This window comes from Rhodococcus sp. Leaf247, assembly GCF_001426185.1.
Classification (GTDB): Bacteria; Actinomycetota; Actinomycetes; order Mycobacteriales; family Mycobacteriaceae; genus Rhodococcoides.
The window spans coordinates 175,992-202,597 of the sequence record NZ_LMRP01000003.1 but is presented as its reverse complement, the minus strand read 5'-3'; the positions used below and the strand labels follow the sequence as shown (position 1 = coordinate 202,597).

Annotated in this window: 27 protein-coding genes; 13 read left to right on the top strand and 14 right to left on the bottom strand. The window is 66.6% G+C overall.

Annotated elements, in window-relative coordinates:
- Positions 1 to 81: 81 nt before the first annotated feature.
- Together ASG64_RS16255 and galE are read left to right on the top strand one after the other, a co-directional pair.
- Positions 82 to 768, top strand: a complete 687-nt coding sequence (locus ASG64_RS16255; protein ID WP_042572644.1) for a metal-dependent transcriptional regulator — start codon at positions 82 to 84, stop codon at positions 766 to 768.
- A 36-nt stretch (positions 769 to 804) separates the two neighbouring features.
- Positions 805 to 1,785 carry a UDP-glucose 4-epimerase GalE gene (gene galE, locus ASG64_RS16250; RefSeq protein ID WP_056074641.1) on the top strand — a complete coding sequence of 327 codons (981 nt, stop codon included), beginning with the start codon at positions 805 to 807 and terminating at the stop codon, positions 1,783 to 1,785.
- On the opposite strand, the gene ASG64_RS16245 is transcribed toward galE, so the two are convergent.
- Positions 1,770 to 2,867: a DUF4192 domain-containing protein gene (locus ASG64_RS16245; protein ID WP_056074639.1), complete on the bottom strand. Its 1,098-nt coding sequence runs from the start codon at positions 2,865 to 2,867 to the stop codon at positions 1,770 to 1,772. The genes galE and ASG64_RS16245 overlap by 16 nt on opposite strands.
- A 175-nt stretch (positions 2,868 to 3,042) precedes the next feature.
- Here ASG64_RS16245 and ASG64_RS16240 point away from each other — a divergent pair, with 175 nt between their 5' ends.
- A complete protein-coding gene (locus ASG64_RS16240) occupies positions 3,043 to 3,642 on the top strand; it encodes a vitamin K epoxide reductase family protein (protein WP_056075091.1) in 600 nt (199 codons plus the stop codon).
- A 1-nt stretch (position 3,643) separates the two neighbouring features.
- On the opposite strand, the gene ASG64_RS16235 is transcribed toward ASG64_RS16240, so the two are convergent.
- From ASG64_RS16235 to ASG64_RS16225, 3 genes are all read right to left on the bottom strand, one after another.
- Positions 3,644 to 4,453: a sensor domain-containing protein gene (locus tag ASG64_RS16235; protein ID WP_235579635.1), complete on the bottom strand. Its 810-nt coding sequence runs from the start codon at positions 4,451 to 4,453 to the stop codon at positions 3,644 to 3,646.
- 68 nt (positions 4,454 to 4,521) lie between these two features.
- Positions 4,522 to 5,160, bottom strand: a complete 639-nt coding sequence (locus ASG64_RS16230; RefSeq protein ID WP_056074637.1) for an MBL fold metallo-hydrolase — start codon at positions 5,158 to 5,160, stop codon at positions 4,522 to 4,524.
- Positions 5,157 to 6,242, bottom strand: a complete 1,086-nt coding sequence (locus ASG64_RS16225) for an S-(hydroxymethyl)mycothiol dehydrogenase (protein WP_056074635.1) — start codon at positions 6,240 to 6,242, stop codon at positions 5,157 to 5,159. Before ASG64_RS16225 ends, ASG64_RS16230 begins: the two co-directional genes overlap by 4 nt.
- Positions 6,243 to 6,395: 153 nt before the next feature.
- Here ASG64_RS16225 and sthA point away from each other — a divergent pair, with 153 nt between their 5' ends.
- From sthA to ASG64_RS16200, 5 genes are all read left to right on the top strand, one after another.
- Entirely contained in the window at positions 6,396 to 7,811 is a 1,416-nt protein-coding gene (sthA, locus tag ASG64_RS16220) for a Si-specific NAD(P)(+) transhydrogenase (RefSeq protein ID WP_027505160.1), read from the top strand.
- 149 nt (positions 7,812 to 7,960) lie between these two features.
- Positions 7,961 to 8,938, top strand: a complete 978-nt coding sequence (locus tag ASG64_RS16215) for a PAC2 family protein (protein WP_056074634.1) — start codon at positions 7,961 to 7,963, stop codon at positions 8,936 to 8,938.
- Between the two features lie 109 nt (positions 8,939 to 9,047).
- Positions 9,048 to 10,085 carry an alpha/beta fold hydrolase gene (locus ASG64_RS16210; RefSeq protein WP_042572638.1) on the top strand — a complete coding sequence of 346 codons (1,038 nt, stop codon included), beginning with the start codon at positions 9,048 to 9,050 and terminating at the stop codon, positions 10,083 to 10,085.
- A gap of 10 nt (positions 10,086 to 10,095) precedes the next feature.
- On the top strand, positions 10,096 to 12,594 hold the full coding sequence (locus ASG64_RS16205) for a DEAD/DEAH box helicase (protein WP_056074631.1): 2,499 nt from the start codon (positions 10,096 to 10,098) through the stop codon (positions 12,592 to 12,594).
- A gap of 10 nt (positions 12,595 to 12,604) precedes the next feature.
- Positions 12,605 to 13,285 (top strand): PhzF family phenazine biosynthesis protein, encoded by a 681-nt coding sequence (locus ASG64_RS16200; protein WP_056074630.1) that lies wholly within the window; start codon positions 12,605 to 12,607, stop codon positions 13,283 to 13,285.
- On the opposite strand, the gene ASG64_RS16195 is transcribed toward ASG64_RS16200, so the two are convergent.
- Positions 13,282 to 13,959, bottom strand: coding sequence for a hypothetical protein (locus ASG64_RS16195; protein WP_042572635.1), 678 nt, complete (start codon positions 13,957 to 13,959; stop codon positions 13,282 to 13,284). The genes ASG64_RS16200 and ASG64_RS16195 overlap by 4 nt on opposite strands.
- Before the next feature lie 63 nt (positions 13,960 to 14,022).
- On the opposite strand from ASG64_RS16195, the gene ASG64_RS16190 reads away from it, so the two are divergent.
- Positions 14,023 to 14,214 (top strand): hypothetical protein, encoded by a 192-nt coding sequence (locus ASG64_RS16190; protein ID WP_042572634.1) that lies wholly within the window; start codon positions 14,023 to 14,025, stop codon positions 14,212 to 14,214.
- Here the strand turns inward: ASG64_RS16190 and ASG64_RS16185 are convergent.
- From ASG64_RS16185 to ASG64_RS16175, 3 genes are read right to left on the bottom strand one after another with little or no spacing between them, the layout of a single operon-like run.
- Entirely contained in the window at positions 14,211 to 14,681 is a 471-nt protein-coding gene (locus ASG64_RS16185; protein WP_056074628.1) for an OsmC family protein, read from the bottom strand. The genes ASG64_RS16190 and ASG64_RS16185 overlap by 4 nt on opposite strands.
- Positions 14,678 to 15,517, bottom strand: a complete 840-nt coding sequence (locus tag ASG64_RS16180; RefSeq protein WP_056074626.1) for an SDR family NAD(P)-dependent oxidoreductase — start codon at positions 15,515 to 15,517, stop codon at positions 14,678 to 14,680. Before ASG64_RS16180 ends, ASG64_RS16185 begins: the two co-directional genes overlap by 4 nt.
- Positions 15,514 to 16,095 carry a dihydrofolate reductase family protein gene (locus ASG64_RS16175; protein ID WP_056074623.1) on the bottom strand — a complete coding sequence of 194 codons (582 nt, stop codon included), beginning with the start codon at positions 16,093 to 16,095 and terminating at the stop codon, positions 15,514 to 15,516. The genes ASG64_RS16180 and ASG64_RS16175 overlap by 4 nt, the downstream gene beginning before the upstream one ends.
- Before the next feature lie 313 nt (positions 16,096 to 16,408).
- Between ASG64_RS16175 and zapE the strand changes: the two genes are divergently transcribed.
- A complete protein-coding gene (zapE, locus tag ASG64_RS16170) occupies positions 16,409 to 17,347 on the top strand; it encodes a cell division protein ZapE (RefSeq protein WP_056074621.1) in 939 nt (312 codons plus the stop codon).
- Here zapE and ASG64_RS22320 read toward each other — a convergent pair.
- Positions 17,310 to 18,203, bottom strand: a complete 894-nt coding sequence (locus ASG64_RS22320; RefSeq protein WP_056074619.1) for an alpha/beta fold hydrolase — start codon at positions 18,201 to 18,203, stop codon at positions 17,310 to 17,312. The genes zapE and ASG64_RS22320 overlap by 38 nt on opposite strands.
- A gap of 130 nt (positions 18,204 to 18,333) precedes the next feature.
- Between ASG64_RS22320 and ASG64_RS16160 the strand changes: the two genes are divergently transcribed.
- Positions 18,334 to 18,729 carry a MarR family transcriptional regulator gene (locus ASG64_RS16160; RefSeq protein WP_235579634.1) on the top strand — a complete coding sequence of 132 codons (396 nt, stop codon included), beginning with the start codon at positions 18,334 to 18,336 and terminating at the stop codon, positions 18,727 to 18,729.
- A 10-nt stretch (positions 18,730 to 18,739) separates the two neighbouring features.
- On the opposite strand, the gene ASG64_RS16155 is transcribed toward ASG64_RS16160, so the two are convergent.
- From ASG64_RS16155 to ASG64_RS16140, 4 genes are read right to left on the bottom strand one after another with little or no spacing between them, the layout of a single operon-like run.
- A complete protein-coding gene (locus tag ASG64_RS16155; protein WP_056074614.1) occupies positions 18,740 to 19,087 on the bottom strand; it encodes a hypothetical protein in 348 nt (115 codons plus the stop codon).
- 1 nt (position 19,088) lies between these two features.
- Positions 19,089 to 20,294 (bottom strand): aminotransferase family protein, encoded by a 1,206-nt coding sequence (locus ASG64_RS16150; protein WP_056074612.1) that lies wholly within the window; start codon positions 20,292 to 20,294, stop codon positions 19,089 to 19,091.
- A gap of 57 nt (positions 20,295 to 20,351) precedes the next feature.
- Positions 20,352 to 21,008 carry a Pr6Pr family membrane protein gene (locus tag ASG64_RS16145; RefSeq protein WP_056074610.1) on the bottom strand — a complete coding sequence of 219 codons (657 nt, stop codon included), beginning with the start codon at positions 21,006 to 21,008 and terminating at the stop codon, positions 20,352 to 20,354.
- A 48-nt stretch (positions 21,009 to 21,056) separates the two neighbouring features.
- Positions 21,057 to 21,323 (bottom strand): helix-turn-helix domain-containing protein, encoded by a 267-nt coding sequence (locus tag ASG64_RS16140; RefSeq protein WP_027505150.1) that lies wholly within the window; start codon positions 21,321 to 21,323, stop codon positions 21,057 to 21,059.
- Between the two features lie 79 nt (positions 21,324 to 21,402).
- On the opposite strand from ASG64_RS16140, the gene map reads away from it, so the two are divergent.
- The gene (gene map, locus ASG64_RS16135; RefSeq protein WP_042572627.1) at positions 21,403 to 22,170 is read left to right on the top strand and encodes a type I methionyl aminopeptidase; all 768 of its coding nucleotides are present in this window, start codon (positions 21,403 to 21,405) and stop codon (positions 22,168 to 22,170) included.
- 20 nt (positions 22,171 to 22,190) lie between these two features.
- Positions 22,191 to 26,117, top strand: a complete 3,927-nt coding sequence (gene hrpA / locus ASG64_RS16130) for an ATP-dependent RNA helicase HrpA (protein ID WP_056074608.1) — start codon at positions 22,191 to 22,193, stop codon at positions 26,115 to 26,117.
- Here the strand turns inward: hrpA and nrdR are convergent.
- On the bottom strand, positions 26,114 to 26,596 hold the full coding sequence (gene nrdR, locus ASG64_RS16125) for a transcriptional regulator NrdR (protein ID WP_042572725.1): 483 nt from the start codon (positions 26,594 to 26,596) through the stop codon (positions 26,114 to 26,116). The genes hrpA and nrdR overlap by 4 nt on opposite strands.
- Between the last annotated feature and the right edge of the window lie 10 nt (positions 26,597 to 26,606).

The window sequence follows — 26,606 nt, the reverse complement described above, 5'->3', positions numbered from 1 at the left end:
GACCGCCCGCGTGGCCGACACGGCGCACCACGGTGCGCGGCTCCGTACCGGTAGAATCACACACCGACGAAGGGTGTGATTGTGAAGGATCTGGTGGACACCACCGAGATGTATCTCCGGACCATCTACGACTTGGAAGAAGAAGGTGTCGTACCGCTGCGCGCCCGCATCGCCGAGCGCCTCGAGCAGAGTGGCCCCACGGTGAGCCAGACGGTGGCTCGCATGGAGCGGGACGGACTGCTGCTGGTCGCCGGTGACCGGCACCTGCAGCTCACGGACAAGGGCCGCGAACTCGCGGTCTCGGTGATGCGCAAGCACCGCCTCGCGGAGCGACTGCTCGTCGACATCATCGGGCTGCGGTGGGAAGACGTTCACGCGGAGGCGTGCCGTTGGGAGCACGTGATGAGCGAAGAGGTGGAACGCCGACTGGTCGAGGTGCTCGACAACCCGACCACCTCGCCGTACGGCAACCCGATCCCCGGCCTCGATCTGCTGGGATCCTCGCGTCCGACGGAACAGCCGGAGGACCTGGTGCGGCTCAGCGACATCCCGCCGGGATCGCCCACGGCCGTGGTGGTTCGCCGCCTCGCCGAGTACGTGCAGTCCGATCCCGACACGATCGCGCGGCTGCGCGAAGCAGGTGTGGTTCCCGACGCCCGCGTGACGGTCGCCGTCTCGTCCGGTGTCGTCACCATCACCGTGCCGGGTCACGACGACGTCGACATCTCGGAGGAGATGGCGCACGCCGTCCAGGTCCGTTCCCTCTGATCCGTTCTCTCTGTCACTGCTGCAAGGAGTTTCGACGTGAAGTTCGTGGTGACCGGCGGCGCAGGCTACGTAGGTAGTGTCTGCGCCGCAGTACTGATGGAGAACGGTCACGACGTCGTCGTGGTCGATGATCTGTCCACCGGAAACGCCGACGGTGTTCCGGACGGCGCCACGTTCGTGGAGGGCAACGTCGCGGACGTCATCGCCTCCGTTCTCGCGTCCGACACGTTCGACGGTGTGCTCCACTTCGCGGCGCAGTCCTTGGTCGGCGAGTCGGTGGAGAAGCCGGAGAAGTACTGGCGCGGCAACCTGGGCGCGGCACTGGAACTCCTCGACGCCATCGTGGCGAACGGCGTTCCGCGGCTCGTGTTCTCGTCCACCGCAGCAACCTACGGCGAACCCGAGAGCACACCGATCACCGAGGACTTCGCGACGCGTCCGACCAATCCGTACGGTGCCAGCAAGCTCGCGATCGACAACGCGATCACCGGTTACACGGCGGCGCACGGCTTCGGTGCGACCAGCTTGAGGTACTTCAACGTGGCAGGCGCGCACGCGGGTCTCGGCGAGAACCGCGTCGTGGAAACGCATCTCATTCCCCTCGTTCTGCAGGTCGCGGCCGGGCATCGGGATGCGATCTCCGTCTTCGGCACCGACTGGCCCACCCCCGACGGCACGGCGGTGCGCGACTACATCCACGTTCGGGACCTGGCCGACGCGCACCTGCGAGCGTTGTCGCAGAGCGTTCCGGGCAGCCACCGCATCTTCAATCTGGGAAGCGGCGAGGGTTTCTCGGTCCGTGAGGTCATCGACTCCTGCCGTCGCGTCACCGGCGTCGACATCCCGGTGAAGGATGCGCCGCGTCGTGCGGGTGATCCTGCCGTTCTGGTCGCCTCCAGCGAGAAGGCGATGGCGGAACTCGGATGGAAGCCCGAGTCCACCGATCTCGATGTCATCGTCGCCGATGCCTGGGAGTTCCTCCGATCGCTCGGTGACAAGGCTCATTCCGCGCGGTAGCCCCCTGGGTCCGGTTCCGGATCGGGGAGCACGGGGTCGTCGGCCAGGTCGTGCGCCGAGGCGATCAACTCGCGGACCACGTCCGGCCTCACGCCGTTCTGCAGCGCAGTGTCGAGAAGCACCGCGAAGCTGTACTCGGGTGCCGCTTCGAGGGCGCTCTGTAGTGCGACACCGGCCAGCGGGCCGTCACCGCGCGCGTAGGACCACACCCCCACCATCGTCGCTGCCGGCGCTCGGTCGGGCCCGGTAAGTCGGCGAGTGAGGTACACCCAGACCTGCTCGGCCGCCTCCGCGTGATCCGAGTCCGCCAAGGACAGGAGAGCGTCGCGAACCGTGATCACCGTCAGGGCCACCGCGAGGAACGCCGCCTGACGGTCCTCGACGTGTCCCGCACGGTGGACTGCCGCCACGATCGCCGTCGCCCGCGAGAGCAGCCGGCCCGGCGTCAGGTCCTCGGTCTCGGCGGCCGCCATGTCCACCTCGTGCGCGAATCGCTCGCGCGTGACCGTGTCGAGCAGGCTCAGCGACCGCTCGATGTCGCTGCGCGCTCCTCTGATCTGTCGGCCGGCCACGACGCGGGACGCTGCGCTCGGTGACGCCATGGGGTCGGGAAGGACGCCGCGTCGGGTGTCGCCGGGTGCGCTCGTCCACCGCTCCCCCGTCACGAGGTGCGCGATGCGGTGGACGCCGAGCAGCTCTATTCCGCAGGGCTCTAGTGCTGCAGCGAGGGTGGACGCGATCGTACCGATCCCACGAGCGGAACGAGTCCCGGTCACCAGGATGGCAACCACTCCGAGGACGCCGTCGCGGACGCAGACCTCGGCGCACCGGCCGGCCAGCTCCTGGACCACCAGGTGTCCTCCGACAGGCGGAAGATCGTGGCGCATCACCACCTCGACGGTGGTGGCGGCGCCTGTGCTGCCCGGGCCGAGGCAGACGAGGACGATCGACTGCTCCGGGACGAAACCGAGCAGCGCGGGCAGAGCGGCGATGAGGTTGCCGACTCCGCTGACGCGATGAACCGGGCCCTCCTCGTCGGTGTCGGATCGGGATGGGCGAGCGGGATACGGTCGTCGAGTCATGCCATCGGACTGTCCTCGCCGATCGTCGAGGGGCTCGACCCGTGACCTGGGCGGAAAATTACCCCGGGGATGAACGAGGTGCCCCGGGGACGAACGCGGTCCACGGGTTCCGGCAGGCGGGATCGCTAGACTCCGGAAGCGACGGATGCCCTGCTCGCCGATGGAGACCACACCGATGAATACGACACTGTCCGACGGCGAAACGGAAGCCGGGACGATCCGACGCGCACCTGCCCTGGCGTGGGTGATGCTGATCGGCGGAGTGATCGGATTCGCCGCCGCCGTGGTTCTCACCGTGGACAAGTTGAGGCTGATCGCAGACTCGTCGTATGCGCCGTCCTGCAACATCAACGCGGTCGTGAACTGCGGGTCTGTGATGGAGTCGGCGCAGGCCTCCGTGCTCGGATTCCCCAACTCGTTCATGGGAGTCGGCGGCTTCGCCATCGTCGCCATGATCGGCGCAGCACTGGTGCTCGGTGTCCACCTGGAACGCTGGTTCTGGGTCGCGGTGCAGGTCGGCGTCACCGCGGCGGTGCTGTTCGTGCACTGGCTGATCGTGCAGAGCCTCTACCGGATCGGCGCCCTGTGCCCGTACTGCATGGTGGTGTGGGCGGTGACGGTTCCGGTGTTCTGGTACGTCACGCTGCACAACGTCGCCCTCTTACGCCCGACGCGCCGTCCCGTGTCGTCCGCGTGGCACCGCGTGCCCGTGGCGGTGTGGTTCGTGGTGGTCGCCGCGCTCGTCGTCCAGCGCTTCGTCCTCACGTCGGACTGATCTATCCGCCTGCCTTCACCTTCTGCACGGCAGCAGTGAAGAGCTGATCGAGGGTGGCCGCGTCGGGGTCGAGTTCACCGAACGACATGTAGGTGGCCGTGATCCGCACGTCGTCGACCTGCGCGATCAACGAGAGCATGGACTGCGTGACGTCGCCCGCCTGACCGCCGGAACTGACGATACGGCGAAGCGCGAGCGTGTCGTCGGCCCCGATCGGAGGAGGCGGCACCAACTCCGTCGACACCATGGTCTCCACACCGTTCGATGTCGCCGTCACCTCGGAGCACTGTTCCCACAGCGCTTTCCGATCCTCCAGCGACGTGGTCACGCGAGCCAGCTCGACGGAGATCGTCGCCCGATCGGCTGGATCGGTTCCGACGACGAGCGACGTGGAGTCAGCGTCGGTGCCCCGTTGTTCGGGCTTGCACCCCGCCGGATCGACCGAGGCGCCGGAGGCGATGCCGTCGAGATCCTGGGATGCCTGAGCCACGGCCTGAGGCGGAAGGACGACTGCTTGATACGTCGACGGGAAGACAGACGGATCGATCGTCAGGGCGGAAAGCGACCCGGACCCGGGCGTGGCACCGGTGGTGGGTGTCGCCGACGTGCTGGTCGCGGAGGTCGAGGGCGCGGACGACGTCGCCGTCGACGGCCTCGAACTCGACCCGGCCTCCGGCACACCGGACACTGTCGTTCCCCCGCACCCGACCAGAGCCACGATCGACAGTCCGGCCAGCGCGGCGCCGACGCCCGCTCTGCGCGAACGCGGTGCGTCGTCGGGGCGGGTCGGCATCGTTGCGTGGCTGGTCACGATGCCGACCCTGTCATATCCCGTGTGCCCGACCGCCGACCCCACACCGGGCAGACATCAACCTGTTATCAGGAACCGCGCGCGATCCATTCCTCGAGATGGGGTGACTCGTCGCCGATCGAGGTCCCGTCCCCGTGACCGGTGTTCACGATCGTCTCGGGCGGGAGTGCGAACAGACGTTCCCGGATGCTGCCGATGATGGTCGGGAAGTCGGAGTACGACCGCCCGGTTGCGCCTGGTCCACCGGAGAACAGTGTGTCGCCGCTGAACAGGTGACCGGCTTCGGGGAGGTAGAGGCAACTGGACCCCGGTGAGTGACCGGGGGTGTGCAGGACCCGGATCTCAGTGCCCGCGACAGAAATACGGTCGTCGTCCGCCAGATCGCGGTGCGCCACGTCGGGATGGGTCTGCTGCCAGAGGACGTCGTCCGCCGGGTGCAGCAGGATCGGTGCGTCGAGCCGCTCCGACAGCTGCGGGGCGACGGTCACATGGTCGTTGTGCCCGTGCGTGCACAGCACCGCGACGACCTTCCGGCCACCGACGGCGTCGACGATCGGGCCGGCGTCGTGAGCCGCATCGATCACCACGACCTCGGAGTCGTCGCCGACGATCCAGATGTTGTTGTCGACGTCCCAGGATCCGCCGTCGAGCTCGAACGTGCCCGAGGTGACGACCCTTTCGACCCGGAAGCCGGAAGGCGTGGTCACAGAACCACCACCGAACGCAGGACCTGACCCTTGGCCATGGTGTCGAACGCCGCTTCGACGTCGTCGAGCGAGATGCGCTCGGTGACGAACTTCTCGAGTGGCAACCGGCCCTGCTGGTAGAGATCGACCAGCATCGGGAAGTCCCGCTCGGGCAGGCAGTCCCCGTACCAGGACGACTTGAGCGACCCACCGCGGCTGAAGAAGTCGATGAGCGGCATCTCGAGGGTCATCTCCGGCGTCGGGACACCGACGAGGACGACGGTGCCGGCGAGGTCGCGGGCGTAGAACGCCTGCTTCCACGTCTCCGGACGCCCGACGGCGTCGATGACGACGTCGGCGCCGAAGCCGCCGGTCAGTTCCTGGATGGCCTCGACCGCATCCACGTCGGAGGCGTCGACAGTGTGTGTGGCGCCCAGATCGCGAGCCCACTCCAACTTTCCCTTGTCGCGGTCGACCGCGATGATCGTGCCTGCGCCTGCCAGCCGAGCCCCGGCGATCGCGGCGTTGCCGACGCCGCCGCATCCGATGACGGCGACGGAGTCACCGCGTCCGACGTTGCCGGTGTTCATCGCCGCGCCGAGGCCTGCCATCACGCCGCAGCCGAGCAGTCCGACGACGGCGGGGTCGGCGGAGGGGTCGACCTTGGTGCACTGGCCCTCGTGGACGAGCGTCTTGTCCGCGAATGCTCCGATGCCCAGGGCCGGAGACAGTTCGGTTCCGTCCTCGAGCGTCATCGTGCGGGAGGCGTTGTGGGTGTCGAAGCAGTACCAGGGCTCACCGCGCTTGCAGGCACGACACTGTCCGCACACTGCGCGCCAGTTCAGGACGACGAAGTCTCCGACCTCGACGTGTGTCACCGCATCACCGACTGTCTCCACGACACCCGCGGCTTCGTGGCCGAGCAGGAACGGGAACTCGTCGTTGATTCCACCCTCGCGGTAGTGCAGGTCGGTATGGCACACACCACACGCCTGGATCGTCACCACGACGTCGTTGGGACCGGGATCCGGAATGACGATGGTCTCGATGGACACCGGAGCACCCTTGCTCCGAGCGACGACGCCGCGGACCTGCTGTGGCATTTCTTGCCTCCATCTGTCGGTACTGCCGGGTGCTGTGAACCTGACCGTCACCCTAACGATGCACAGGTGCGAACTGCTGCATCGGACAGGTGTTCACCCAGTCGTGACACGTACGGCACACCGGATTCTCCTCATGGGACTACATGTTGGGGCATGTCGGACCAACTCGAATACGACCTGGTAGTCATCGGTTCCGGACCGGGAGGGCAGAAGGCCGCGATCGCGGCGGCGAAACTGGGCAAGCGCGTCGCCATCATCGAGAAGGGCAGCATGCTCGGCGGCGTGTGCGTCAACACGGGCACCATCCCGTCGAAGACGCTGCGCGAGGCGGTTCTCTATCTGACAGGCCTCAATCAGCGGGAGCTCTACGGAGCGAGCTATCGGGTCAAGGCGAACATCACGCCGTCGGATCTGCTGGCCAGGACATCCCACGTGATCGGCAAGGAGGTCGAGGTCGTCCGATCGCAATTGCTGCGCAACCGAATAGAGATGATCACCGGCGAGGGCCGGTTCCTCGACGCGCACACCATCGCGGTGGACGACCGCAGTCGCGGCGAGCGCATCACGGTCGGCGCGCGGAACGTCGTGATCGCCACCGGGACGGCGCCCGCCCGTCCCGACGACGTCGAGTTCGACAACTACCGCGTGCTGGACTCCGACGGCATTCTGGATCTGCAATTCATCCCGTCGTCGATGGTGGTGGTCGGAGCCGGCGTCATCGGGATCGAGTACGCCTCCATGTTCGCGGCGCTCGGATGCAAGGTGACCGTGGTCGAGAAGCGCGACACCATGCTCGACTTCTGTGACCGCGAGATCGTCGAGTCGCTGCAGTTCCACCTGCGTGATCTCGCGGTCACATTCCGCTTCGGAGAGGCGGTCACGGCTGTCGACGTGGGTCCGTCGGGAACGGTCACCACGCTGGCGAGCGGGAAGAAGATCCCGGCCGAGACAGTGATGTACTCGGCCGGACGCCAGGGCATGACCGACGGTCTGGATCTGGAGAAGGCCGGACTGGAGGCGGACGCCCGAGGACGGATCGACGTCGACGACGACTTCCAGACCAAGGTGGACACCATCTACGCGGTCGGCGATGTCATCGGATTCCCCGCGTTGGCCGCGACGTCGATGGATCAGGGTCGACTGGCCGCGTATCACGCCTTCGGCGAGCCGGGGAACAAGCTCACCGACCTCCAACCCATCGGCATCTACTCCATCCCGGAGGTGTCCTACGTCGGCGCGACCGAGGTGGAACTGACGAAGAACTCGGTTCCCTACGAGGTGGGCGTGTCCCGATACCGCGAACTCGCGCGCGGACAGATCGCGGGAGACTCCCACGGGATGCTGAAACTGATCGTGTCCACCGTCGACCGACGGGTCCTCGGCGTGCACATCTTCGGTTCCGGCGCGACCGACCTGGTGCACATCGGCCAGGCGGTCATGGGGTGCGGGGGCACGGTCGACTACCTCGTCGACGCCGTTTTCAACTATCCGACCATGTCCGAGGCGTACAAGGTCGCGGCGCTGGACGTCGCCAACAAGATTCGGGCTCTGGAGGCCTTCACGCGCTGACCGGCGACAGCGGGGAATGTCGGGGTGCCCGCCGTCGTTGGGAGGAGAAACGGGTGAAGCCCGGTCGCGCAGGGTCGCTGTGGGAAAATGGGGTAACCGCACAGTGGTGACCCGGCGGGACACGCACGGCGACGAGGAAGGACACCGGCATGGACGAGAAGTCGAGAATGTACGAGCTGGAGTTTCCGGCGCCCCGAGTGGCGTCCGAGGACGGGGTGGGTCCGGTTCTGGTGCATGGCCTCGAGGGCTACTCCGACGCCGGTCACGCGGTGAAGCTGGCCACCACGCACCTGCGCGAGACGCTCGAGACGGAACTGGTCGCGTCGTTCGACGTCGACGAGTTGCTGGACTACCGCTCGCGCCGACCGATGATGACGTTCTCCGCGGACCACTTCTCCGACTACGACGAGCCGTACCTCAACCTGTATGCGGTTCAGGACGCCGTCGGCACTCCGTTCCTGCTGCTGGCGGGTCTGGAACCGGATCTGAAGTGGGAGAAATTCACTGCCGCCGTGCGACTGCTGTCCGAGCAGCTCGGCGTCCGTCGCACCATCGGTCTGAACTCCATCCCCATGGCGGTTCCGCACACCCGTCCGCTGGGTGTGACAGCACATTCGAGCGACACCGATCTGGTCGGCGAGCACCACAAGTGGTCCGGCGAGCTCCAGGTGCCGGCCAGTGCGTCGTCGCTTCTCGAGTACCGGATGGCGCAGCATGGTCACGAGTCGATGGGCTACTCCGTGCACGTTCCGCACTACCTCGCGCAGACGGCGTACCCGAGTGCTGCCGAGACGCTGCTCGAACTCGTCGCGGAGTCGTCCAAGCTCACCATCCCGCTGGGTGCGCTCACCGAGTCGGCGGCCCGCGTGCGCGAGCAGGTCGACCAGCACGTCGAGGGCAACCCGGAGGTCCAGTCCGTGGTCCAGGCACTGGAGCGCCAGTACGACACCTTCGTCACGGCGCAGGAACAGCAGTCCACACTGCTCGCCGCGGATGAGGAACTACCCAGCGGAGACGAGCTGGGCGCCGAGTTCGAGAAGTTCCTCGCGGAGCAGACCGCCTTCGTCGAGGACGAGCCCTCCACGCCTCCGTCGGACGATTCCGACGGCGATACCGACCATTCCTGACGTTCGGTGTTCTTACCCAGTCGTAACGTGAGCGACGCCTCGCGGACGATGCCTCGGGTCTAGGCTCGGTCGGCGGCATGCCCTGTGTCGCCGATCGAGAGGGGCTCGGATGTCGGACAAACGTCGGCGTGTTCTGCGCCCGGTTCCCGACGCGGAGCCCCGACTGCACTTCCGCACCATCCACGGCTACCGACGCGCGTTCAGGATGGCCGGCGAGGGCCCCGTCCTTCTGCTGATCCACGGGATCGGTGACAGTTCCGAGACGTGGCTGGACGTCCTGCCGCACCTCGCGTCGAAGTACACGGTCATCGCGCCGGATCTTCTCGGTCACGGTCTCAGCGACAAGCCTCGCGCCGATTACTCCGTGGCCGCGTACGCCAACGGCATCCGCGATCTGCTGGTCACGCTCGGCCTCGATTCGGTGTCCGTCGTCGGACATTCACTGGGCGGCGGTGTGGCCATGCAGTTCGCCTACCAGTTCCCCGACATGGTCGAGCGCCTCGTCCTCGTCTCCGCGGGCGGCGTCACCAAGGATGTGCATCCGGCGCTGCGCCTGATGGCGACGCCCGTGATCAACGAAGCATTCAAGCTGCTCCGCATCCCCGGTGCGATGACTCTGCTCCGCGTCGCGGGCTCCGCCATCGACCAGCTCGACGGCACTCCTCTGCATCCCGGTGCCGTGCTCCACGACACGCCGGACCTCGTCCGCGTCCTGGCCAACCTTCTCGACTCCACCGCGTACGACGCCTACCTGCGGACTCTGCGCGCCGTCGTCGACTGGCGCGGCCAGGTGGTCACGATGCTGGACCGTTGTTATCTGACCGAGAACCTGCCCGTGCAGTTGATCTGGGGCGACCAGGACACCGTCATACCGGTGGCCCACGCCCACCTCGCGCACGCGGCGATGCCCGGATCGTCCCTGACGGTCTTCCGCGGCGCCGGGCACTTCCCGTATCGCGACGACCCGATGCATTTCCTCGAAGTCCTCGAGGACTTCATGAACAGCACGATGCCACTGAAGTTCGACGAGCAGAGGTGGCGTCAGATGCTCGTCTCGGGAGTCGGCGAGGACGCGATCACCGGGAGCGCGGTCACCCGCCAGGCCGTCCTGGGTGCCATGGGTTCGGACGAGCGGTCCGCTACGTAGCCTGTAGGACATGCTGCTGACCGAGATGGTTCCTGACTCCGCGTCGGCCGACGATCTGTACGACGCGTTCACCACCTGGGTCACCGACCGCGGACTGGAGCTGTATCCGCTGCAGGACGAGGCCGTCATCGAACTGGTGTCCGGTAACAACGTCGTGCTCGCCACCCCGACCGGCTCGGGGAAGTCGATGGTGGCCATCGCCGCTCACTTCGCCGCGTATGCCGCCGGCATCCGGTCTTTCTACACGGCGCCGATCAAGGCACTCGTCAGCGAAAAGTTCTTCGCGCTGTGCGAGATCTTCGGCGCGGACAAGGTCGGCATGGTCACCGGTGACGCCTCGGTGAATGCGTCGGCACCCATCATCTGTGCGACCGCGGAGATCGTCGCCAACATGGCACTGCGCGAGGGCGCCGACTCCTCCATCGGCCAGGTCATCATGGACGAGTTCCACTACTACTCCGAGCCCGATCGCGGCTGGGCGTGGCAGGTGCCGCTCATCGAACTCCCCCACGCTCAATTCCTGCTCATGTCCGCCACTCTCGGCGACGTCTCGTTCTTCCGCGACGACCTGACCCGGCGCACCGGCCGCGTGACGACGGTCGTCGAAGGATCCGAACGGCCTGTGCCGCTGATGTTCTCGTACCGTCTCACCCCGGTGGTCGAGACCATCGAGGAACTCGTGTCCACTCACCTGGCGCCGGTCTACGTCGTGCACTTCACGCAGGCGTCCGCGCTGGAACGGGCGCAGGCGCTGACATCGATCACGGTGGCGTCGAAGGAGACCAAGGCGGCGATAGCCGAGGCCATCGGCGGCTTCCGCTTCACCACCGGATTCGGAAAGACGTTGTCCCGGTTGGTCCGTCACGGGATCGGCGTACACCACGCGGGCATGCTCCCGCGGTACCGACGCCTGGTCGAGAAGCTCGCCCAGGAGGGCCTGCTGGCCGTCATCTGCGGGACCGACACGCTGGGAGTGGGTATCAACGTGCCCATCCGCACCGTGCTGCTGACCGGCCTCACCAAGTACGACGGCGTTCGCACCCGCCAGCTACGAGCCCGCGAATTCCACCAGATCGCCGGTCGCGCAGGCAGAGCCGGCTACGACACGCTGGGTACCGTCATGGTGCAGGCACCCGAACACGAGGTGGAGAACGCCCGGTTGGTGGCCAAGGCCGGAGACGATCCCAAGAAGCTCAAGCGGATCCAGCGCAAGAAAGCACCGGACGGCTTCGTCTCCTGGGGCAAACCGAGCTTCGAGCGACTCGTGGCGGCGAGCCCCGAGCCACTGACGTCGAAGTTCACCGTCAACAACTCGATGTTGCTCAACGTCATCGCACGACCCGGCAGTTGTTTCGACGCGATGCGGCACCTGCTCGAAGACAACCACGAGACCAGGGCGAACCAACGCCGTCATATCCTGCAGGCGGTGCGGTTGTACCGCGGATTGCGTGATGCCGGCATCGTCGAACAGCTCCCAGAGCCCGACGAGGACGGTCGCACCGCGCGCCTGACCGTCGATCTGCAACGCGATTTCGCGCTGAACCAGCCACTGTCTCCGTTCGCCCTCGCGTCGTTCGAGTTACTCGACCAGGAGTCGCCCTCGTACGCGCTCGATGTCGTGTCGATCATCGAGGCCACACTCGACGATCCCCGGCAGATCCTGATGGCGCAGCAGCACGCGGCGCGCGGTGAGGCCGTGGCGCAGATGAAGGCGGATGGCCTCGAGTACGAGGAACGCATGGAGTTGCTCGAGGAAGTCACCTGGCCCAAGCCGCTCGAGGAGCTGTTGCGGCCGGCCTTCGAGATCTACCGCGGCGGCCATCCGTGGCTGTCGGAGTTCGGGCTGTCGCCCAAGTCCGTGGTGCGCGACATGATCGAGAAGTCCATGACGTTCACGGAGTTGATCTCGCACTACGGGCTGTCCCGCTCGGAGGGGTCCGTCCTGCGATACCTCGCGGACGCGTATCGCGCACTGCGACAGACGGTTCCACCGGAGGCGCGCACCGAGGACGTCCAGGACATCACCGAATGGCTCGGTGAAACGGTGCGCCAGGTCGACTCCAGCCTTCTCGACGAGTGGGAGAACCTCACCGACCCCACCTTCGACGAGGAGGGCACGCCCGTCGTCGCGTACGGTGCCGACACACCGAAACCCATCTCCGCGAACCCACGAGCGTTCCGAATCATGGTGCGCAACGCCCTGTTCCGACGCGTCGAGCTGGCGTCGCGACGCCGGTGGGACCTCCTCGAGGAGCTGGGCGACGACGTCGATTGGCAGGACGAACTCGAGCCCTACTTCGAGGAGTACGGCGAGATCGGTATGACACCGACCGCGCGCGGACCCCACCTGTTCTCGTTCGTCCAGACCCGCGACGAGACCACCGCACGGCAAGTTCTCGACGACCCCGAGGGCGACCACGGGTGGTCCTTCGACGCCACAGTCGACGTCGAGGAGTCCGACGAACTGGCCGAGGTCGTGTTCGACGACATCACCGTCACCGCAGGCTGAGAGGAAGACCATGCCATTCGACGTCCATGTCGTGCGGGTGTTCACCGACGCCCAGGGCCGGTGGGGCAACCCTCTCGGCATCGTCGACGCTGCGTCCGTTGCCCCGGCCGATCGCCAGTCAGTGGCGCACGAGCTGCAGTACAGCGAGACCGTGTTCGTCGACGTTCCGGCCGGCCCGGCGCAGTCCACGGCCCTCCGCATCCACACGCCCGCCGTCGAGTTGCCGTTCGCCGGGCACCCCACGGTGGGCACCGCCGCATGGTTGGCCGATCGCGGTACACCGGTGGATGCGTTACTGGTGCCCGCAGGCGAGGTTTCAGTCCGATTCGCCGACGGCGTCACGTACGTCCGGGCGCGCCCGTCATGGGCGCCGCAGTTCGAGTTCCATCCGGTCGCCACGCCGGCCGATGTGCTCGCCGTGGACCCGTCCGATTTCACCGACGGTCACCACTACGTGTGGGCGTGGGTGGACGAGGGCCGCGGCGCAATCCGTTCCCGCATGTTCGCGCCCGACATGGGCGTCCCGGAGGACGAAGCAACGGGCGCGGCCGCCGTTCGTGTCACCGAACTGCTCGGGCGCGATCTGAGCATCGTGCAGGGCCGAGGCTCGGTCCTGTCGACCACCCTCTCCGACGACGGATGGGTGGAGCTCGGTGGGCGCGTGGTGGCGGAAGAGTCCCGAACGCTCTAGTCCAGGACCACCGCGATCTCGCGCCCCAGTTCGACGCCCTCCGCCAATGGCAGGTGATCACCGCTCCAGAACCTGCCGGGGTCGTACCAGTTGGCTCGTCGGCGCGGCGGTTTCAGTCCTACCCGGTCGAACGGCTTCAGCGGCGTCGGTGATTCGCGCGGATCGAGCAGACCCATCGCCTCGTACGTCAGGGCCACCACCTCCGCGCAGTAGGCGGTCTCGAGTCGACGGTCGTCCTTGGCCGACACTGCCGGGAGTCGCCCCGCGAACCATCTGCCCGCCAGCCTTGCCGTGGTCGGGAACGCGGTGCCGTCGAGCCGCGCGATGGTCCGCATCAGGTCGTCTTCCTGCGCGTGCGTGATGGGCGACTGCAGTTGCCGGAACCAGCATTTCTGGTCGTAGCGCTCGCCCCAATGGGTGACCGCGTCGCGGAGGTCGTGCAACTGCACACCACGCTGGTGCCGCCCGGTCCACATGTCGGGCAACGATTGCCCCAGCTCCGCATGCCACATCAGGGGCGGCAGATCGTCGAGGACCACGGCCATGCCCACGTGGTTGACCGGGCTGTTCGTCAGCGTCTGGATCGCACGATCCGCCGCCGATCGTCCGCGGAAGATCCAGAGATCGCCTGTCCGCGTGGTCTCCACGGCGGTGGCGAGGTTGACTGAGGACACTCCGTCGACACTCCGTCGACGCTCATCGACGACGAGCCTAGTTCGTGGCGCTAGCCTTCATGAATGGCTGCACGATCCCGAAAGATCTCCATACGTGGTCTGCTGAAGGTCGCAGGCCTCGCCGGCGCCGTCGGCGTGGCAGCGTCCGGTGTCCTCGTCGCCCGCAACGAGCGCCAGCGTCGACAGTACGAACCGGACGAGGTGCGCGAGCGGTTGCACCAGCGGCTGGCCGTCGCCACGTCCACGAAGCACTAGCGTTCGATCGTCACCTCGTAGCTGATCGGCGTGGTGATCGAGCGTGCGATGAAGCAGTAGTCGGCGACTCGATGATGCACCTGTTCGGCAAGATCCGCGTCGCTCGACGCGTCGATCCGCACCACAGGTCTCAGTGTCACGGACTCGAATTGTCCTGCCCCACCGGGTTCTTCGATCATGACCGCGATCGGCGCGTCGACGTACGAGGTCACGATGACACCCGCCTGCGCTGCCAGCCCGAGATACCAGAGCATGTGGCACTGGGCGATGGACGCTACGAACAACTGCTCCGGATTCCACCTCGACGCGTCGCCACGAAACGCGGGATCCGACGACCCTGCGATGGTGGGAACTCCTGGCGCTTCCACATCGTGGTCGCGGGAGTACTCGCGAAGGGACGCGGTTCCCGCGCCGGTGTTTCCGGTCCAGGTGACAGCGATCTCGTACTCGTGGCGAATGCTGGTCACGAGGCGCTCTCCTCGTCCGGTGCTGCGCGGAACCGCTGGTCGCGCCGGTAGTCCCGCAGTCGGCGCGCGAGCGCCTCGGCAACCTGTCCGGGCGCGTCATCGCCCACCAACAGTCGCAGCCTGTCGTCGTCCGGGCTGCGGACATGGTCGACGATCACCGCCGCAGCATCCGCAGGCGCCGTTCCGCCGCCCGTCCCCTCCCGCGGCCACGGTACGTCGGGGGTGCCGAACACCGCGGTCCGCAGATCGTCGTAGTCGGGAGACGGAGCGCTGAATCGCATGCTTCGTGTGCCCCACTGGGTATCGACCGCGCCGAGCTCCGCGATGCTCACGCGAATCCCGAAATCCTTCACCTCGGCTGCCATCGCCTCACTGAAGGCTTCGAGCGCCCACTTCGACGCGGCGTACAGGCCCAGGGTGGGCATCGTGCCGACGGCTCCGACGGTCGAGATCTGCACGATGTGGCCGGACCGCCGAGGCCGCATGACCTCGACGGCTGCCTGACTGAGCCAGAGCGCACCGAAGAAGTTCGTGTCGACGATGTCGCGGGCCTCATGCTCCGTCGTCTCCTCGATGGCACCCACCGCCCCGTGACCCGCGTTGTCGACCAGTACGTCGAGGCGGCCGAACTTCTCGACGACGGAGGAGACGACCGCCCGCGCCGCGCCGCGATCGCGCACGTCCAGGTGATCGACGACGAGTCGCTCGTGAGCGGGAAGGTCTGCCTCGCTCCTCACGGTCGCGATCACGGTGTCCCCCACGTCGAGCACACGGTCCACCAGCGCGCGACCGAGCCCTCGACTCGCACCGGTGATCAGCCATACCCGGCCGCTCATGATCCGACCCCCGCTCGACGGGTGTACTCGGCGATGACGACTCCGGAGTCGAACGCCCGCAGTCGGGTGCGCTCGAACGGCCGGTCAGCGTATCGAGCACCGGCGAACAGGCGCACACCGTCACCGAGAACCACCGGGTTGATCTTCAGGACGAGTCGGTCGATCCGGTCGACGAGGTCACCCGCCAGCGCTCCCCCACCTGCCAGCCAGATCCCGGCGCCGTCCTCCCCACGAAGTCGGTCGAGGGTGGCTGCCGGATCGTTCGTGACGGTCACGTCGTCGGACTCGGATCGGCGGTGCCGGGACGCCACGAACTGCCGCAGGTGCGGATAGGGGCTGACGATTCCCACGTCCAGGGCCGCGGAGTATGTCGTCCACCCCATGATCACCGTGTCGAACATCATTGCGTCCGAATGGATCCCGAGCGCATCCTGCACGTGTCCGGGAAGCGTGTCCGCGAACTCGTCCACGAGCACTTCCATATGGTCGCCCTCGTCGAGGAACGCGCTCCAGGTGCCGTCGGGAGCCGCGATGAATCCGTCGAGACTCGTCGCCACGTAGTACGTCACATCGCGCATGGGTGAATCCCCTTTCGGTCGGCCCTTGCACGGTAGGTGCTCGACGGCCCCGCGTGCGACCCATTTCCGCAGTGAGTGCAGGTCCCTGGCCGCACCTCATGCCACCCGATCGTGGTCAATTGTGCCGATTGGCAGAATTTCCGACGATCGGGTGCCGAAAAGTGCACGAGTACTACGTGTTCGAACACACGTATCCCGACGTGCAGGAGTTTCGTACGGTCTAGCGGTGCGGCTTCGTCGATCTGTTCGAAACAACCTAATCGCCCCCGGGGCGATCCGTGCGGCCGCGCACGCCGACGGCCTCACCCTGGACATGTATCAACTCGCCGCGGCCGACGCGCTCGAACAGCTTCGACATTGCGGCGTCTACCTGTGGGGTCCGCCCGGTCGCGGCAAGACGTGGTTGATGGACACCTATTCCGCTCTGGCGTCGACCGACCGGAAAGTGCGCACTCACTTCCATAGCTTTCTCGCCGACCTCCATACGGTTCTTCACAAGAACGGCCACGACCTGGCTGCCGCACTGGACCGTCTCGTCGGTGACGTCGATGTCCTGTGCTTCGACGAACTGCACGTCCACGATCCAGCGGACGCGATCTTCGTCAGTCGACTCCTGACAGCGCTGTTCGAGCGTTCGACGGTTGTCGTTGCGACGTCGAACTACCCACCCAGCGGCCTGCTCCCGAACCCGTTGTTCCACGGCATGTTCGAGCCGGCCATACGGCTCATCGAGCGGTCGATGTCAGTCGTGTGCGTCGACGGACCGATCGATTACCGCACGGTGGATCCCACGTCGACACGCACGGGATTCGCTGCAGGTCGATGGATCATTCTCCGGGAGCCGGACCCCAGCGGGTTGAAGTCTCCCGAACCTCGGGAGGCCGAGCGTCTCACGATCGGCGGCCGAACCGTCGAGGCACTCGCCGTGCGCGCAGACCTGGTGTGGTTCACCTTCGACTCGTTATGCGTCCGGCCTCACGCCCCGACAGACTTTCTCGCCCTGGCAGAACGTTTCCCTCGGTGGGTGATCGACGGCATTCCGGGGCCGTCCCGACTCGGCCGCGACGCTGCTCATCGTTTCGGCTCTCTCGTCGACGTCCTGTACGACGCGTCCATCCGAACGGACTTCCTAGCGGATGTCCCACTGAAGGAATTCCTCGGCAGTCGACATTTGCCCATCGACGCCAGTCGCATGGCCAGCCGGCTGGGTTCGGTCATCCGCTCCGACGCGGGTGCGCAAGGCAGTCGATGACAGTTCTGGCCACATCGTCGGCCGGTTCGAGAGGAAGACTGTGGTGAGATGCACTGTCGAGGACGACCACCCGCGCTCGCGGTAGAACCTCGTGGACCTTGCGAGCCACGTTCGACGCCGAGTGAGCCTTGCTCCGGCCTGCCAGGACGACGCTCACATCAGCTGTGATCGCAGCGAATTCGACCTTCGAAAGCTTCTTCGGTACGACCGGACGCTGCCGTGGGAAATGTGCAGCTCCGATGGTAAGGACGGACATCCACATCGGATCAACGCCGATGCCGGCGCACTCCCACTCGACGAACGCACGTTGTCGACGTTCTGTCGGCATCGTGAGTAGCGGGACCGCACGCAGGAGATACGAAGCGCTCAGTCCCGTGAATACCGACGTGGGATCCACGAGGATCAGACGTGCAATTCCGCTACCCGGTGCGACAGCCCTGGAAGCGGCCACCATCGCTCCGTACGAATGGGCGACAACATCGACATCGTGCACACCCAGAGCACCGATCACTGCGTCGAACCACCCGTGAAGCTCTGCGATCGACGCAATGCGATCCGCGTGGGGAACACTTCGGCCGACGTCGCCCATCAGGTCGATCGCAAATACTCGGTGCGTGCGTCCCAATCGCCCAGCCAGAGAACCGAATACGGCCGAGGTTGCGCCGGCACCGGGGAGCAGGATCACGGGGCGGCCGTTCGGCGATCCGCACACGTTCACACGTGTGGTTCCGTGCTCTGTCAGCACGTCGCGCGTCTCCGTGTCCGGTGGCCAGTGTTCGAGCAGCGAGTCGTATGCATCGAAAAAGCGCTCACCCGCGGACGAGTCTGCGAACTGTCGAATGGTCTGCCTGCTCATGGCACCCTCACTTTATCTCGATCATCGAGACACTAGATCAGCGAGATATGCTTGTCCAATGGCGCAGGAACCTCGGACGAACGATGCTGGTTCGGACCCTCACGTGCTGATCCACAAATTGAGGGAGGTCGTGGTCAGCCTCGACTTGCTCGGCGCCCGGTTCGCGCGCGTACACGATCTGCACCCGACTGATGTGCGCGCGCTGATTCTCCTTCTCGACGCCGAGCGCGCCGGCCACCCTGCGACTCCAGGGTGGCTCGGGAGTGCGCTCGGCGTAAACTCGGCATCGACGACAGCGTTGGTCGACCGGATGCAATCACGTGACTTGGTGTCCAGGACACGGGACACCGTGGACCGACGACGCGTGCTGCTCGAGGTGACGTCCACCGCGAGAACGCTGGGTGAGTCGTTCTTCGGTGATGCGATCGGTCGCGCAGTGGTGTCGATGAAGTCCCTGTCACCATCCGACCGCAGAGTCGTCGACAGATTTCTCACCGACGTGAACACGGCGATCTCTGCGGAGTGACGGTAGCGCCTCAGCGAGTAGGACCTTCGTGTAGCTCGGGCCCTGCAGGGAAGGCGAGGACGACCTCTTCACCCACGTCACCGACCGCGTCCGAGACTGCCGTGGTCACGACGATGCGGTGATCGTCGACGGTCCGGATCCGCACTTCTCGACCCTGATAGGTGAACTTGTCCATCAGGAATCGGAGGCCGCGGCGCTCGAGCGCCACTTCGGCCTCCGGCCACTCCGATACCGCGGCCAACGTTCGGCCGAGCCGGTCGACCGGCACCAGATCAGGTGCCTGTGACTGCATGTCGATCCACCCGATCACCTCGCCGTCGTCACGGCCGTGCGGGATCCAGTGATCGGGTACGGCCATGTCAGCTCGCGGTAGCGTCCAGAGCCCGCGACATGGACGCTGCCATCTGCTCGACCTCGTCGTCGGTCATGACGAACGCGGGCGAGAACTGGATCGCGCCGTTGCCCGCCGCTCGGGCGGACACGCCCTCACGGCGCAGCGTCTTGACGAACGGCATCGCGTAGGTCGGGTCGGCGAACTGCACCGCCGCAACGACGCCCATGCCGCTGCGCACCTCGCTGATCAGATCGTGATCTGCCAGGGGTGAGAGATGCTGGTGCAGAGACGCTTCGAGCCGAGAGGCATGTGTCAGCAGGTCTTCGTCCTCGATGATGTCGAGGTTCGCCATCGCGGCTGCGGCCGCGCCCGCATGTCCGCCGTAGGTGTAGCCGTGGCGCCACCATGCGCCACCCTCGTAGAAGGGTGCGGCGACACGAGGGCTGACGAAGACGGCTCCCATCGGTACGTACCCGGACGTGAGTCCCTTGGCAGTGCACATCATGTCGGGCTCGAGATCGAACTTCGCCGACGCGAACCACGCTCCGCCGATGCGGCCGAAGCCCGTCACGACCTCGTCGGCAACGAACAGGATGTCGTGGTCGCGGCAGATCTGGCGCACCTCGTGCAGATATCCCTCGGGCGGCAGGTAGACCCCACCGGCGCCGATGATCGGCTCCGCGAAGAAGGCGGCGATGGTGTCGGCACCTTCCTTCTCGATCAGTTCGAGGAGTGCTTTGCCCTCGTCCCAGGCAACCGTGCGGGCGTCCGACATGAGCTCGCCGTAGTTCTCGCGGTTCAGCGGAAGTCCCGACAGAGCCGTTCCGGCGACGTGCATACCGTGGTACGCCTTCTGTCGGCCGACGACGATGGTCTTGCCGGGCTTGCCCACCTGGTGCCAGTAGCGGCGAGCCAGCTTCGCCGCGGTGTCGATGGAGTCCGATCCACCCGAGGTGAAGAAGATCTTGCTACCGGCGACGGGTGCGATGGCGGCGAGACGGTCGGCGAGCTCGAGCGTCACGTCGGGAACGACGTCACCGAACGTGGAGTAGTGCGCGAGGGTGGACAGTTGCCGAGCCACGGCGTCGGCGATGGCCGTCCGGCCGTGACCGACGTTGGTGAACCACAGTCCCGCGGTCCCGTCGAGATACCGGGTGCCCTTGTCGTCCCAGATGGACGCACCGTCGCCGCGAGCGACGACGAAGCGTCCCCCCGACTCGACGGTGTGCATATCGGCGAATCCGTGCCAGAAGGCGGATGACGTGTGCTGTGGCGAGGTCACGAGGGATCAGACTAGGCCACGGGACGCGCGGATTCCCGACCGGCGGGAGGTCGCCAACTCCCCCACCCGATCCACCGCGAGCGCGATCAGCAGGAACGCCACGACGAGAACGACGAGCCCGATGGCGAGAGGGACGTACCCGCTTCCGCGGGGGTCGAGGAACGGGTACGGGTACCAGTCGACGATGGGGCCACGGATCAGGCTGTAGACGCCGTAGACCACGGGGAACACCAACCACACCAGCGGTGCGAACTCACTGTTCCGACGCCGTGGTGGGTCGAGGACCCAATCGACGACGATGAGGACGGGGACGATCCGGTGCAGGACCGCATTGGTCCACGCGTCCTGGATCTGCACGTCGACGTTCGACAGCAACACCGCGTACACGATCCCGGTGATCACCATGTAGGTCGTGGCCGCCCCGCGGACCTTGTCGAAGGTCTCGGAACGGGGATCGACGACCCCGCCGACCAGGAAGACCACGACAGCCAGCACGTTGCTCAGCACGGTGAAGTAGCTGAAGAAGTTGGCGAGCGAGAACCCGGCGACGTCCGCGGACCGGACAGGGATCCAGATCAGCGCGGCCAGCCCGAGCAGAGCGGCGACGACACGGAATACACGCAGCGCGACCGGGGTGTCGACGCGAGCGTCCGGCGAGGTCATGAAGCGATCCTCACACGAGCGCGGTCCTCCGCGCCGAGCAACGGAACACTAGATCGCGACGCGGTGCTCCCTGTCGCCCTGCCACGCGTCCACCGCGTCGGACACCGGCAGTCCCAGTGCCGCACAGATCTGCAGCACAGTCCCGAAGCTGGGGCTCGCAATCCGCCCCACCTCGATCTTGCGGAGCGTCTCGGGTGAGATGCGGGCGTCACGGGCGACGATCTCGGGGTCTCGTCCCGCCCGTGCGGCACGCAGGACTGCGCCGAGGCGACGACCGGCCTCGACCTGCTCGGGACTCAGAGGAATGCGGACCACAGGGTCAGCATAGCGGTATTCCTGTACCGGTCTGCTACCGTTCGTTGGTATTGAAATACCGACAGGAAGCGATGGACGGATGATCGAGCTCAAGGGCCCTGCCGAAATCGACAAGATGGCGGTGACCGGCGCATTCGTGGCCGAGACACTGACGACGCTGTCGGAGCAGGCGCAGCCCGGCGTGAACCTGATGGATCTCGAACATCACTGCCGCGACCTCGTCGCCACCCGCGGCGCAGTGTCCTGCTACTGGGACTACGCCCCCGAGTTCGGCAACGGGCCGTTCCGCAACGTCATCTGCCTGTCGGTCAACGACCGTGTGCTGCACGGCCTCCCGTTCGACCACACGCTCGCGGCAGGTGACGTCCTCAGTCTGGACTTCGCAGTGTCCATCGACGGATGGGTCGCCGACTCGGCACTGACCGTCGTCGTCGGCGACAACCCTGATCCTGCGGATGTCGAACTGATCGAGAGCACCCGGCGCGCGCTGGATGCCGGCATCGCCGCGGCCGTCGTCGGTGGGCGACTCGGGGACATCTCGGCGGCGATCGAGAACGTCGCCCGCGAGACCGGAAAGCAGGTCAATACAGATTTCGGTGGTCACGGCCTGGGCCGGACGATGCACGAGGACCCGCACGTGGCCAACGTCGGTCGTGCGGGATCGGGATTGAGACTCAGGGCCGGGATGACCCTCGCGCTGGAACCGTGGTGGTCGCGCGGAACGGCGAAGCTCGTCATGGACCCGGACGGATGGACCCTCCGGTCGGCCGACGGAACCATGACCGCCCACTCCGAGCACACCATCGCGATCACGGACGACGGGCCACGCATCCTGACCCAGCGGTGACGGATAAACTGGCGTGAGCCATGTCGACATCTGCTCCCCCGTCCTCCGGACACACCCGCCGCGACCTGACGGCCCGCCTGTCCGACCTCACCTTCCGTGATGCCCACAGGCTGCGCCGTCGTCTCGACCGCAGCCGTAAGCCCGCCGAACTCGAGTCGATCGCTGCCGAGATAGACCGCGCCGAGGCCACGATCGCATCGCGTCGCGCATCCGTTCCCGCGATCACCTACCCGGAGGCGCTGCCCGTCTCCGCGCGCAAGGACGACATCGCCGCCGCGATAGCCGAGAACCAGGTGGTCATCGTCGCCGGAGAGACGGGATCGGGAAAGACGACGCAGATTCCCAAGATCTGTCTCGAACTCGGTCGCGGCGTCCAGGGAGTCATCGGACACACGCAGCCCCGGCGACTGGCGGCCAGGACCGTCGCGGAACGTATCGCCGACGAGCTCGGTCAGGAGATCGGCGACGCTGTCGGTTACACGGTCCGCTTCACCGACCACTCCAGCGACAACACGCTGGTCAAGCTGATGACCGACGGCATCCTGCTGGCCGAGATCCAGCGCGACCGGCTGTTGCGCCGCTACGACACGATCATCATCGACGAGGCTCACGAGCGCAGCCTCAACATCGACTTCATCCTCGGCTACCTCGCGCGCCTCCTGCCGCAGCGTCCCGATCTGAAGGTCATCGTCACCTCCGCCACCATCGACCCGGGCCGCTTCGCGCACCATTTCGCGGTGAACGGCGTCGACGCGCCGATCGTCGAGGTATCGGGCCGGACGTTCCCCGTCGAGGTCCGGTATCGGCCGCTCACGGTCGAGAACGGCGAGCAGACCATCGAACTCGACCCTGTCGACGCCACGTGCGACGCCGTCGAGGAACTGCTCACCGAACCCGAGGGCGACGTGTTGGTGTTCCTGTCGGGCGAGCGCGAGATCCGCGACACTGCGGACGCGTTGAAGGATCGCCGACTGCGCAACGTCGAGATTCTCCCGCTCTACGCCCGGCTGTCCGCGGCAGAGCAGCACCGCGTCTTCACCGGCCACACCGGGCGACGAGTGGTGTTGTCCACCAACGTCGCCGAGACGTCGCTCACCGTGCCCGGCATCCGGTACGTCGTCGACCCCGGAACGGCGCGCATCTCGCGCTACTCGCTCCGCACCAAGGTGCAGCGTCTGCCGATCGAACCGATCTCGCAGGCCTCGGCTCGACAGCGCGCCGGCCGCTGCGGACGTGTCGCGGACGGGATCTGCATCCGCCTGTACTCGGAGGAGGATTTCGACGCCCGCCCCGAGTACACCGACCCCGAGATCCTGCGCACGAATCTCGCATCCGTCATCCTGCAGATGGCCTCGCTGGGACTGGGCCGTATCGACGCGTTCCCGTTCGTCGAAGCCCCCGACCCGCGCAGCATCCGTGACGGCCTGGGCCTGCTCGACGAACTCGGCGCTCTCGAGTCGCAAGGCGAGGACGGGCCGGTCCTGACCGCTCTCGGCAAGGAGCTCGCCGGCCTCCCGGTCGACCCGCGTATGGCGCGCATGTTGGTCGAGGCCAATCGCAACGGATGCCTGCGGGAGGTGCTCGTCATCGTGTCCGCACTGTCCATCCAGGACGTGCGCGAACGCCCCGCCGAGCATCAGCAGGCGGCGGACGAGATGCACAAGCGTTTCGTCGTCGACGGTTCCGACTTCCTGGCGCTCTGGGAGTTGTGGACATATCTCCGCGAGCAGCGACGAGACCTGTCCTCGAACCAGTTCCGTCGTATGTGCCGCTCGGAATTCCTGCACTACCTCCGCATCCGCGAATGGCAGGACCTACACGGACAGCTGCGGCAGATCACGCGCGGCCTGGGATGGACGATGCCCGACGCGAGCGACTCCTCCGAGCCTGACCACGCCGTGATTCATCAGTCACTGTTGCCGGGACTGCTGTCCCACATCGGTGTTCGCGAGGGCGACAAGAAGGACTTCCTCGGAGCGCGCGGGTCGTCGTTCGCCGTGTTCCCCGGCTCGTCGCTGTTCCGTAAGCCTCCGCGGTGGATCATGGCGGCCGAACTCGTGGAGACGAGTCGACTGTGGGCGCGCATGGGTGCGCGCATCGAGCCCGAGTGGGCCGAGAAGTTGGCGCCGCACCTGATCAAACGGCAGTACTCGGAGCCGCACTGGTCGACGAAGCGCGAAGTCGCGATGGCCTACGAGCGCGTCACGCTGTACGGGATTCCGCTCGCTGCTCGCCGCCCGGTCACGTTCAGCTCGATCGATCCCGAGATCTCGCGGGATCTGTTCATCCGGCACGCCCTCGTGCAGGGCGAGTGGCGCACGCACCACCGCTTCTTCCACGCGAACCAGGAGATGCGCAGCGATGCAGAGGAACTGGAGTCGCGTGCTCGTCGCCGCGACATCGTCGTCGACGACGACACGCTGTTCGCGTTCTACGACGAGAGGATCCCGGCCACCGTCGTCTCGGCACGTCACTTCGACCGGTGGTGGAAGAAGACGTCGCGGACGACACCAGCTCTGCTCGACTTCGATCGGACGACCGTCGTCAACCCGGCGGCGGCTGCCGTCCTGGGCGGCGACTACCCGGACGCGTGGCGCCAGGGTGAGTTGCAGTTCCCGCTCACGTATCAGTTCGAACCCGGACGTGAGGACGACGGCGTCACCATCACCATTCCGATCGCTCTGCTACCGCAGGTAGCGGACGTCGGATTCGACTGGCTCGTTCCCGGCATGCGCGTGGAACTCATCACCGCCCTGATCAAGACACTCCCGAAAGAGCTGCGGCGCAACGTCGTTCCCGCTCCGGATCATGCGGCGGCGGCAGTCGCGGCGATGCGTCCCCGCACGGAGCCGTTGCTGGCTGCGCTCTCGCGTGAGCTCACCCGCATGGGCGCCGTACCGATCCGGCCGGCCGACTTCGATCCGTCCGCTCTGCCGCGACACCTGAAGATGACGTTCGTCGCCGTGGACGACGCGGGCACCCGTCTGGGCAAGGACACATCCCTGACCGCCCTGCGCGCACGGCTGGGTTCTGCTGCCGCCGCCGCGGTAGGAGCGGCGGCGAAGGATTCCGAGCGAGCCCCCGCGACCCGGTGGACCTCCGAGACCATCGGCACACTCGAACCCACCGTGACACGGACTGTCAACGCGCAGACGGTCACCGGGTACCCGGCGTTGGTCGCGGAGAAGGGTGGCGTCGCGGTGCGGGTCCTCGGATCGGCGGCCGAACAGCGCGCGGCCATGCGGAACGGCACCCGCCGACTGCTTCTCGACGCGATCCCGGTGGCGGGCAAGAACCTCCTGACCGGCCGCTCCCCCGCGCAGCGACTGGCCCTCGGCCAGAATCCCCATGGCAGCATCGAGGCGTTCATCGACGACTGCCGCACACTCGCGGCGGACGAACTGATGATGAAGCACGGCGGACCGGTATCGAGCCCTGATGCCTTCGCGGCGCTGGAGAAAGCGGTCCGGGGCGAACTGGCCGGACGAACCGCGGCGGTTCTCCGCCTCGCCGAGCCGTGCCTGGCTGCGGCTGCGCAGGTCCGACTCGCACTCGACGGAGCTCGAGGAGACGCAGCCGACGATGTCCGTCAGCAGCTGGAAGGTCTGATCTTCCCCGGTTTCGTCTTCGAGACGGGCGAGTCCCATCTGCCGCATGTCCCCCGCTACCTACAGGGTGCGGAACGCCGACTGAGAGCCCTTCCGTCGAGCGCCACTCGGGACGCCGCCGGCATGGATGCCCTCGATCGTGTCTACGCCGACTACGACGCGCTCCTCGAAGCCGTATCGGACTCCGTCGCCCGTAGCGATGCGGTGCGCGACATCGCGTGGATGATCGAGGAACTGCGAGTCAATCTGTTCGCTCAGACTCTGGGAACCGCGTACCCGGTGAGCGAGAAGCGTGTCCGCAAGACCATTGCGGACGTTCGGCGCGCAGCCGGACGCTAGGTTGCGGGCTCGGCTTCGGGGACGTCCAGACCGGCACGGTGCCGACGGAGATCGTCGATCTCTCGCTCGAAGTCGTCGGCACTGCTGAACGAGCGGTAGACCGACGCGAAGCGCAGGTACGCCACCTCGTCGAGGTCTCTCAGCGGGCCGAGGATGGCGAGCCCTACCTCGTTGCTGGGGATCTCGGCGGACCCGGACGCCCGCACGGTGTCCTCGACCTGCTGGGCAAGAAGCACCAACGCGTCGTTGTCCACCTGGCGACCCTGGCAGGCACGACGGACACCCTTGATGACCTTGTCGCGACTGAACGGCTCACTGACGCCGCTGCGCTTGACCACGGACAGCACAGCGGTCTCGACCGTCGTGAAGCGTCGACCGCATTCGGGGCAGGATCGGCGCCGCCGGATCGCCTGGCCTTCTTCCGCTTCGCGCGAATCGACGACGCGCGAGTCGGGGTGGCGGCAGAACGGGCAGTGCATGGGTAAGCGA

Coding starts and splice junctions, on each gene's coding strand:
- ASG64_RS16145 (WP_056074610.1), bottom strand. CDS start 21,008: ATGACCTCGCCGGACGCTCGCGTCGACACCCCGGTCGCGCTGCGTGTA.
- ASG64_RS16175 (WP_056074623.1), bottom strand. CDS start 16,095: ATGCGCGATGTGACGTACTACGTGGCGACGAGTCTCGACGGATTCATC.
- hrpA (WP_056074608.1), top strand. CDS start 22,191: ATGTCGACATCTGCTCCCCCGTCCTCCGGACACACCCGCCGCGACCTG.
- ASG64_RS16190 (WP_042572634.1), top strand. CDS start 14,023: ATGGCTGCACGATCCCGAAAGATCTCCATACGTGGTCTGCTGAAGGTC.
- sthA (WP_027505160.1), top strand. CDS start 6,396: ATGTCGGACCAACTCGAATACGACCTGGTAGTCATCGGTTCCGGACCG.
- ASG64_RS16180 (WP_056074626.1), bottom strand. CDS start 15,517: ATGAGCGGCCGGGTATGGCTGATCACCGGTGCGAGTCGAGGGCTCGGT.
- map (WP_042572627.1), top strand. CDS start 21,403: ATGATCGAGCTCAAGGGCCCTGCCGAAATCGACAAGATGGCGGTGACC.
- nrdR (WP_042572725.1), bottom strand. CDS start 26,596: ATGCACTGCCCGTTCTGCCGCCACCCCGACTCGCGCGTCGTCGATTCG.
- ASG64_RS22320 (WP_056074619.1), bottom strand. CDS start 18,203: ATGAGCAGGCAGACCATTCGACAGTTCGCAGACTCGTCCGCGGGTGAG.
- ASG64_RS16245 (WP_056074639.1), bottom strand. CDS start 2,867: ATGACTCGACGACCGTATCCCGCTCGCCCATCCCGATCCGACACCGAC.
- ASG64_RS16150 (WP_056074612.1), bottom strand. CDS start 20,294: ATGCACACCGTCGAGTCGGGGGGACGCTTCGTCGTCGCTCGCGGCGAC.
- ASG64_RS16210 (WP_042572638.1), top strand. CDS start 9,048: ATGTCGGACAAACGTCGGCGTGTTCTGCGCCCGGTTCCCGACGCGGAG.
- ASG64_RS16200 (WP_056074630.1), top strand. CDS start 12,605: ATGCCATTCGACGTCCATGTCGTGCGGGTGTTCACCGACGCCCAGGGC.
- zapE (WP_056074621.1), top strand. CDS start 16,409: ATGTATCAACTCGCCGCGGCCGACGCGCTCGAACAGCTTCGACATTGC.
- ASG64_RS16155 (WP_056074614.1), bottom strand. CDS start 19,087: ATGGCCGTACCCGATCACTGGATCCCGCACGGCCGTGACGACGGCGAG.
- ASG64_RS16215 (WP_056074634.1), top strand. CDS start 7,961: ATGGACGAGAAGTCGAGAATGTACGAGCTGGAGTTTCCGGCGCCCCGA.
- ASG64_RS16240 (WP_056075091.1), top strand. CDS start 3,043: ATGAATACGACACTGTCCGACGGCGAAACGGAAGCCGGGACGATCCGA.
- ASG64_RS16225 (WP_056074635.1), bottom strand. CDS start 6,242: ATGCCACAGCAGGTCCGCGGCGTCGTCGCTCGGAGCAAGGGTGCTCCG.
- ASG64_RS16205 (WP_056074631.1), top strand. CDS start 10,096: ATGCTGCTGACCGAGATGGTTCCTGACTCCGCGTCGGCCGACGATCTG.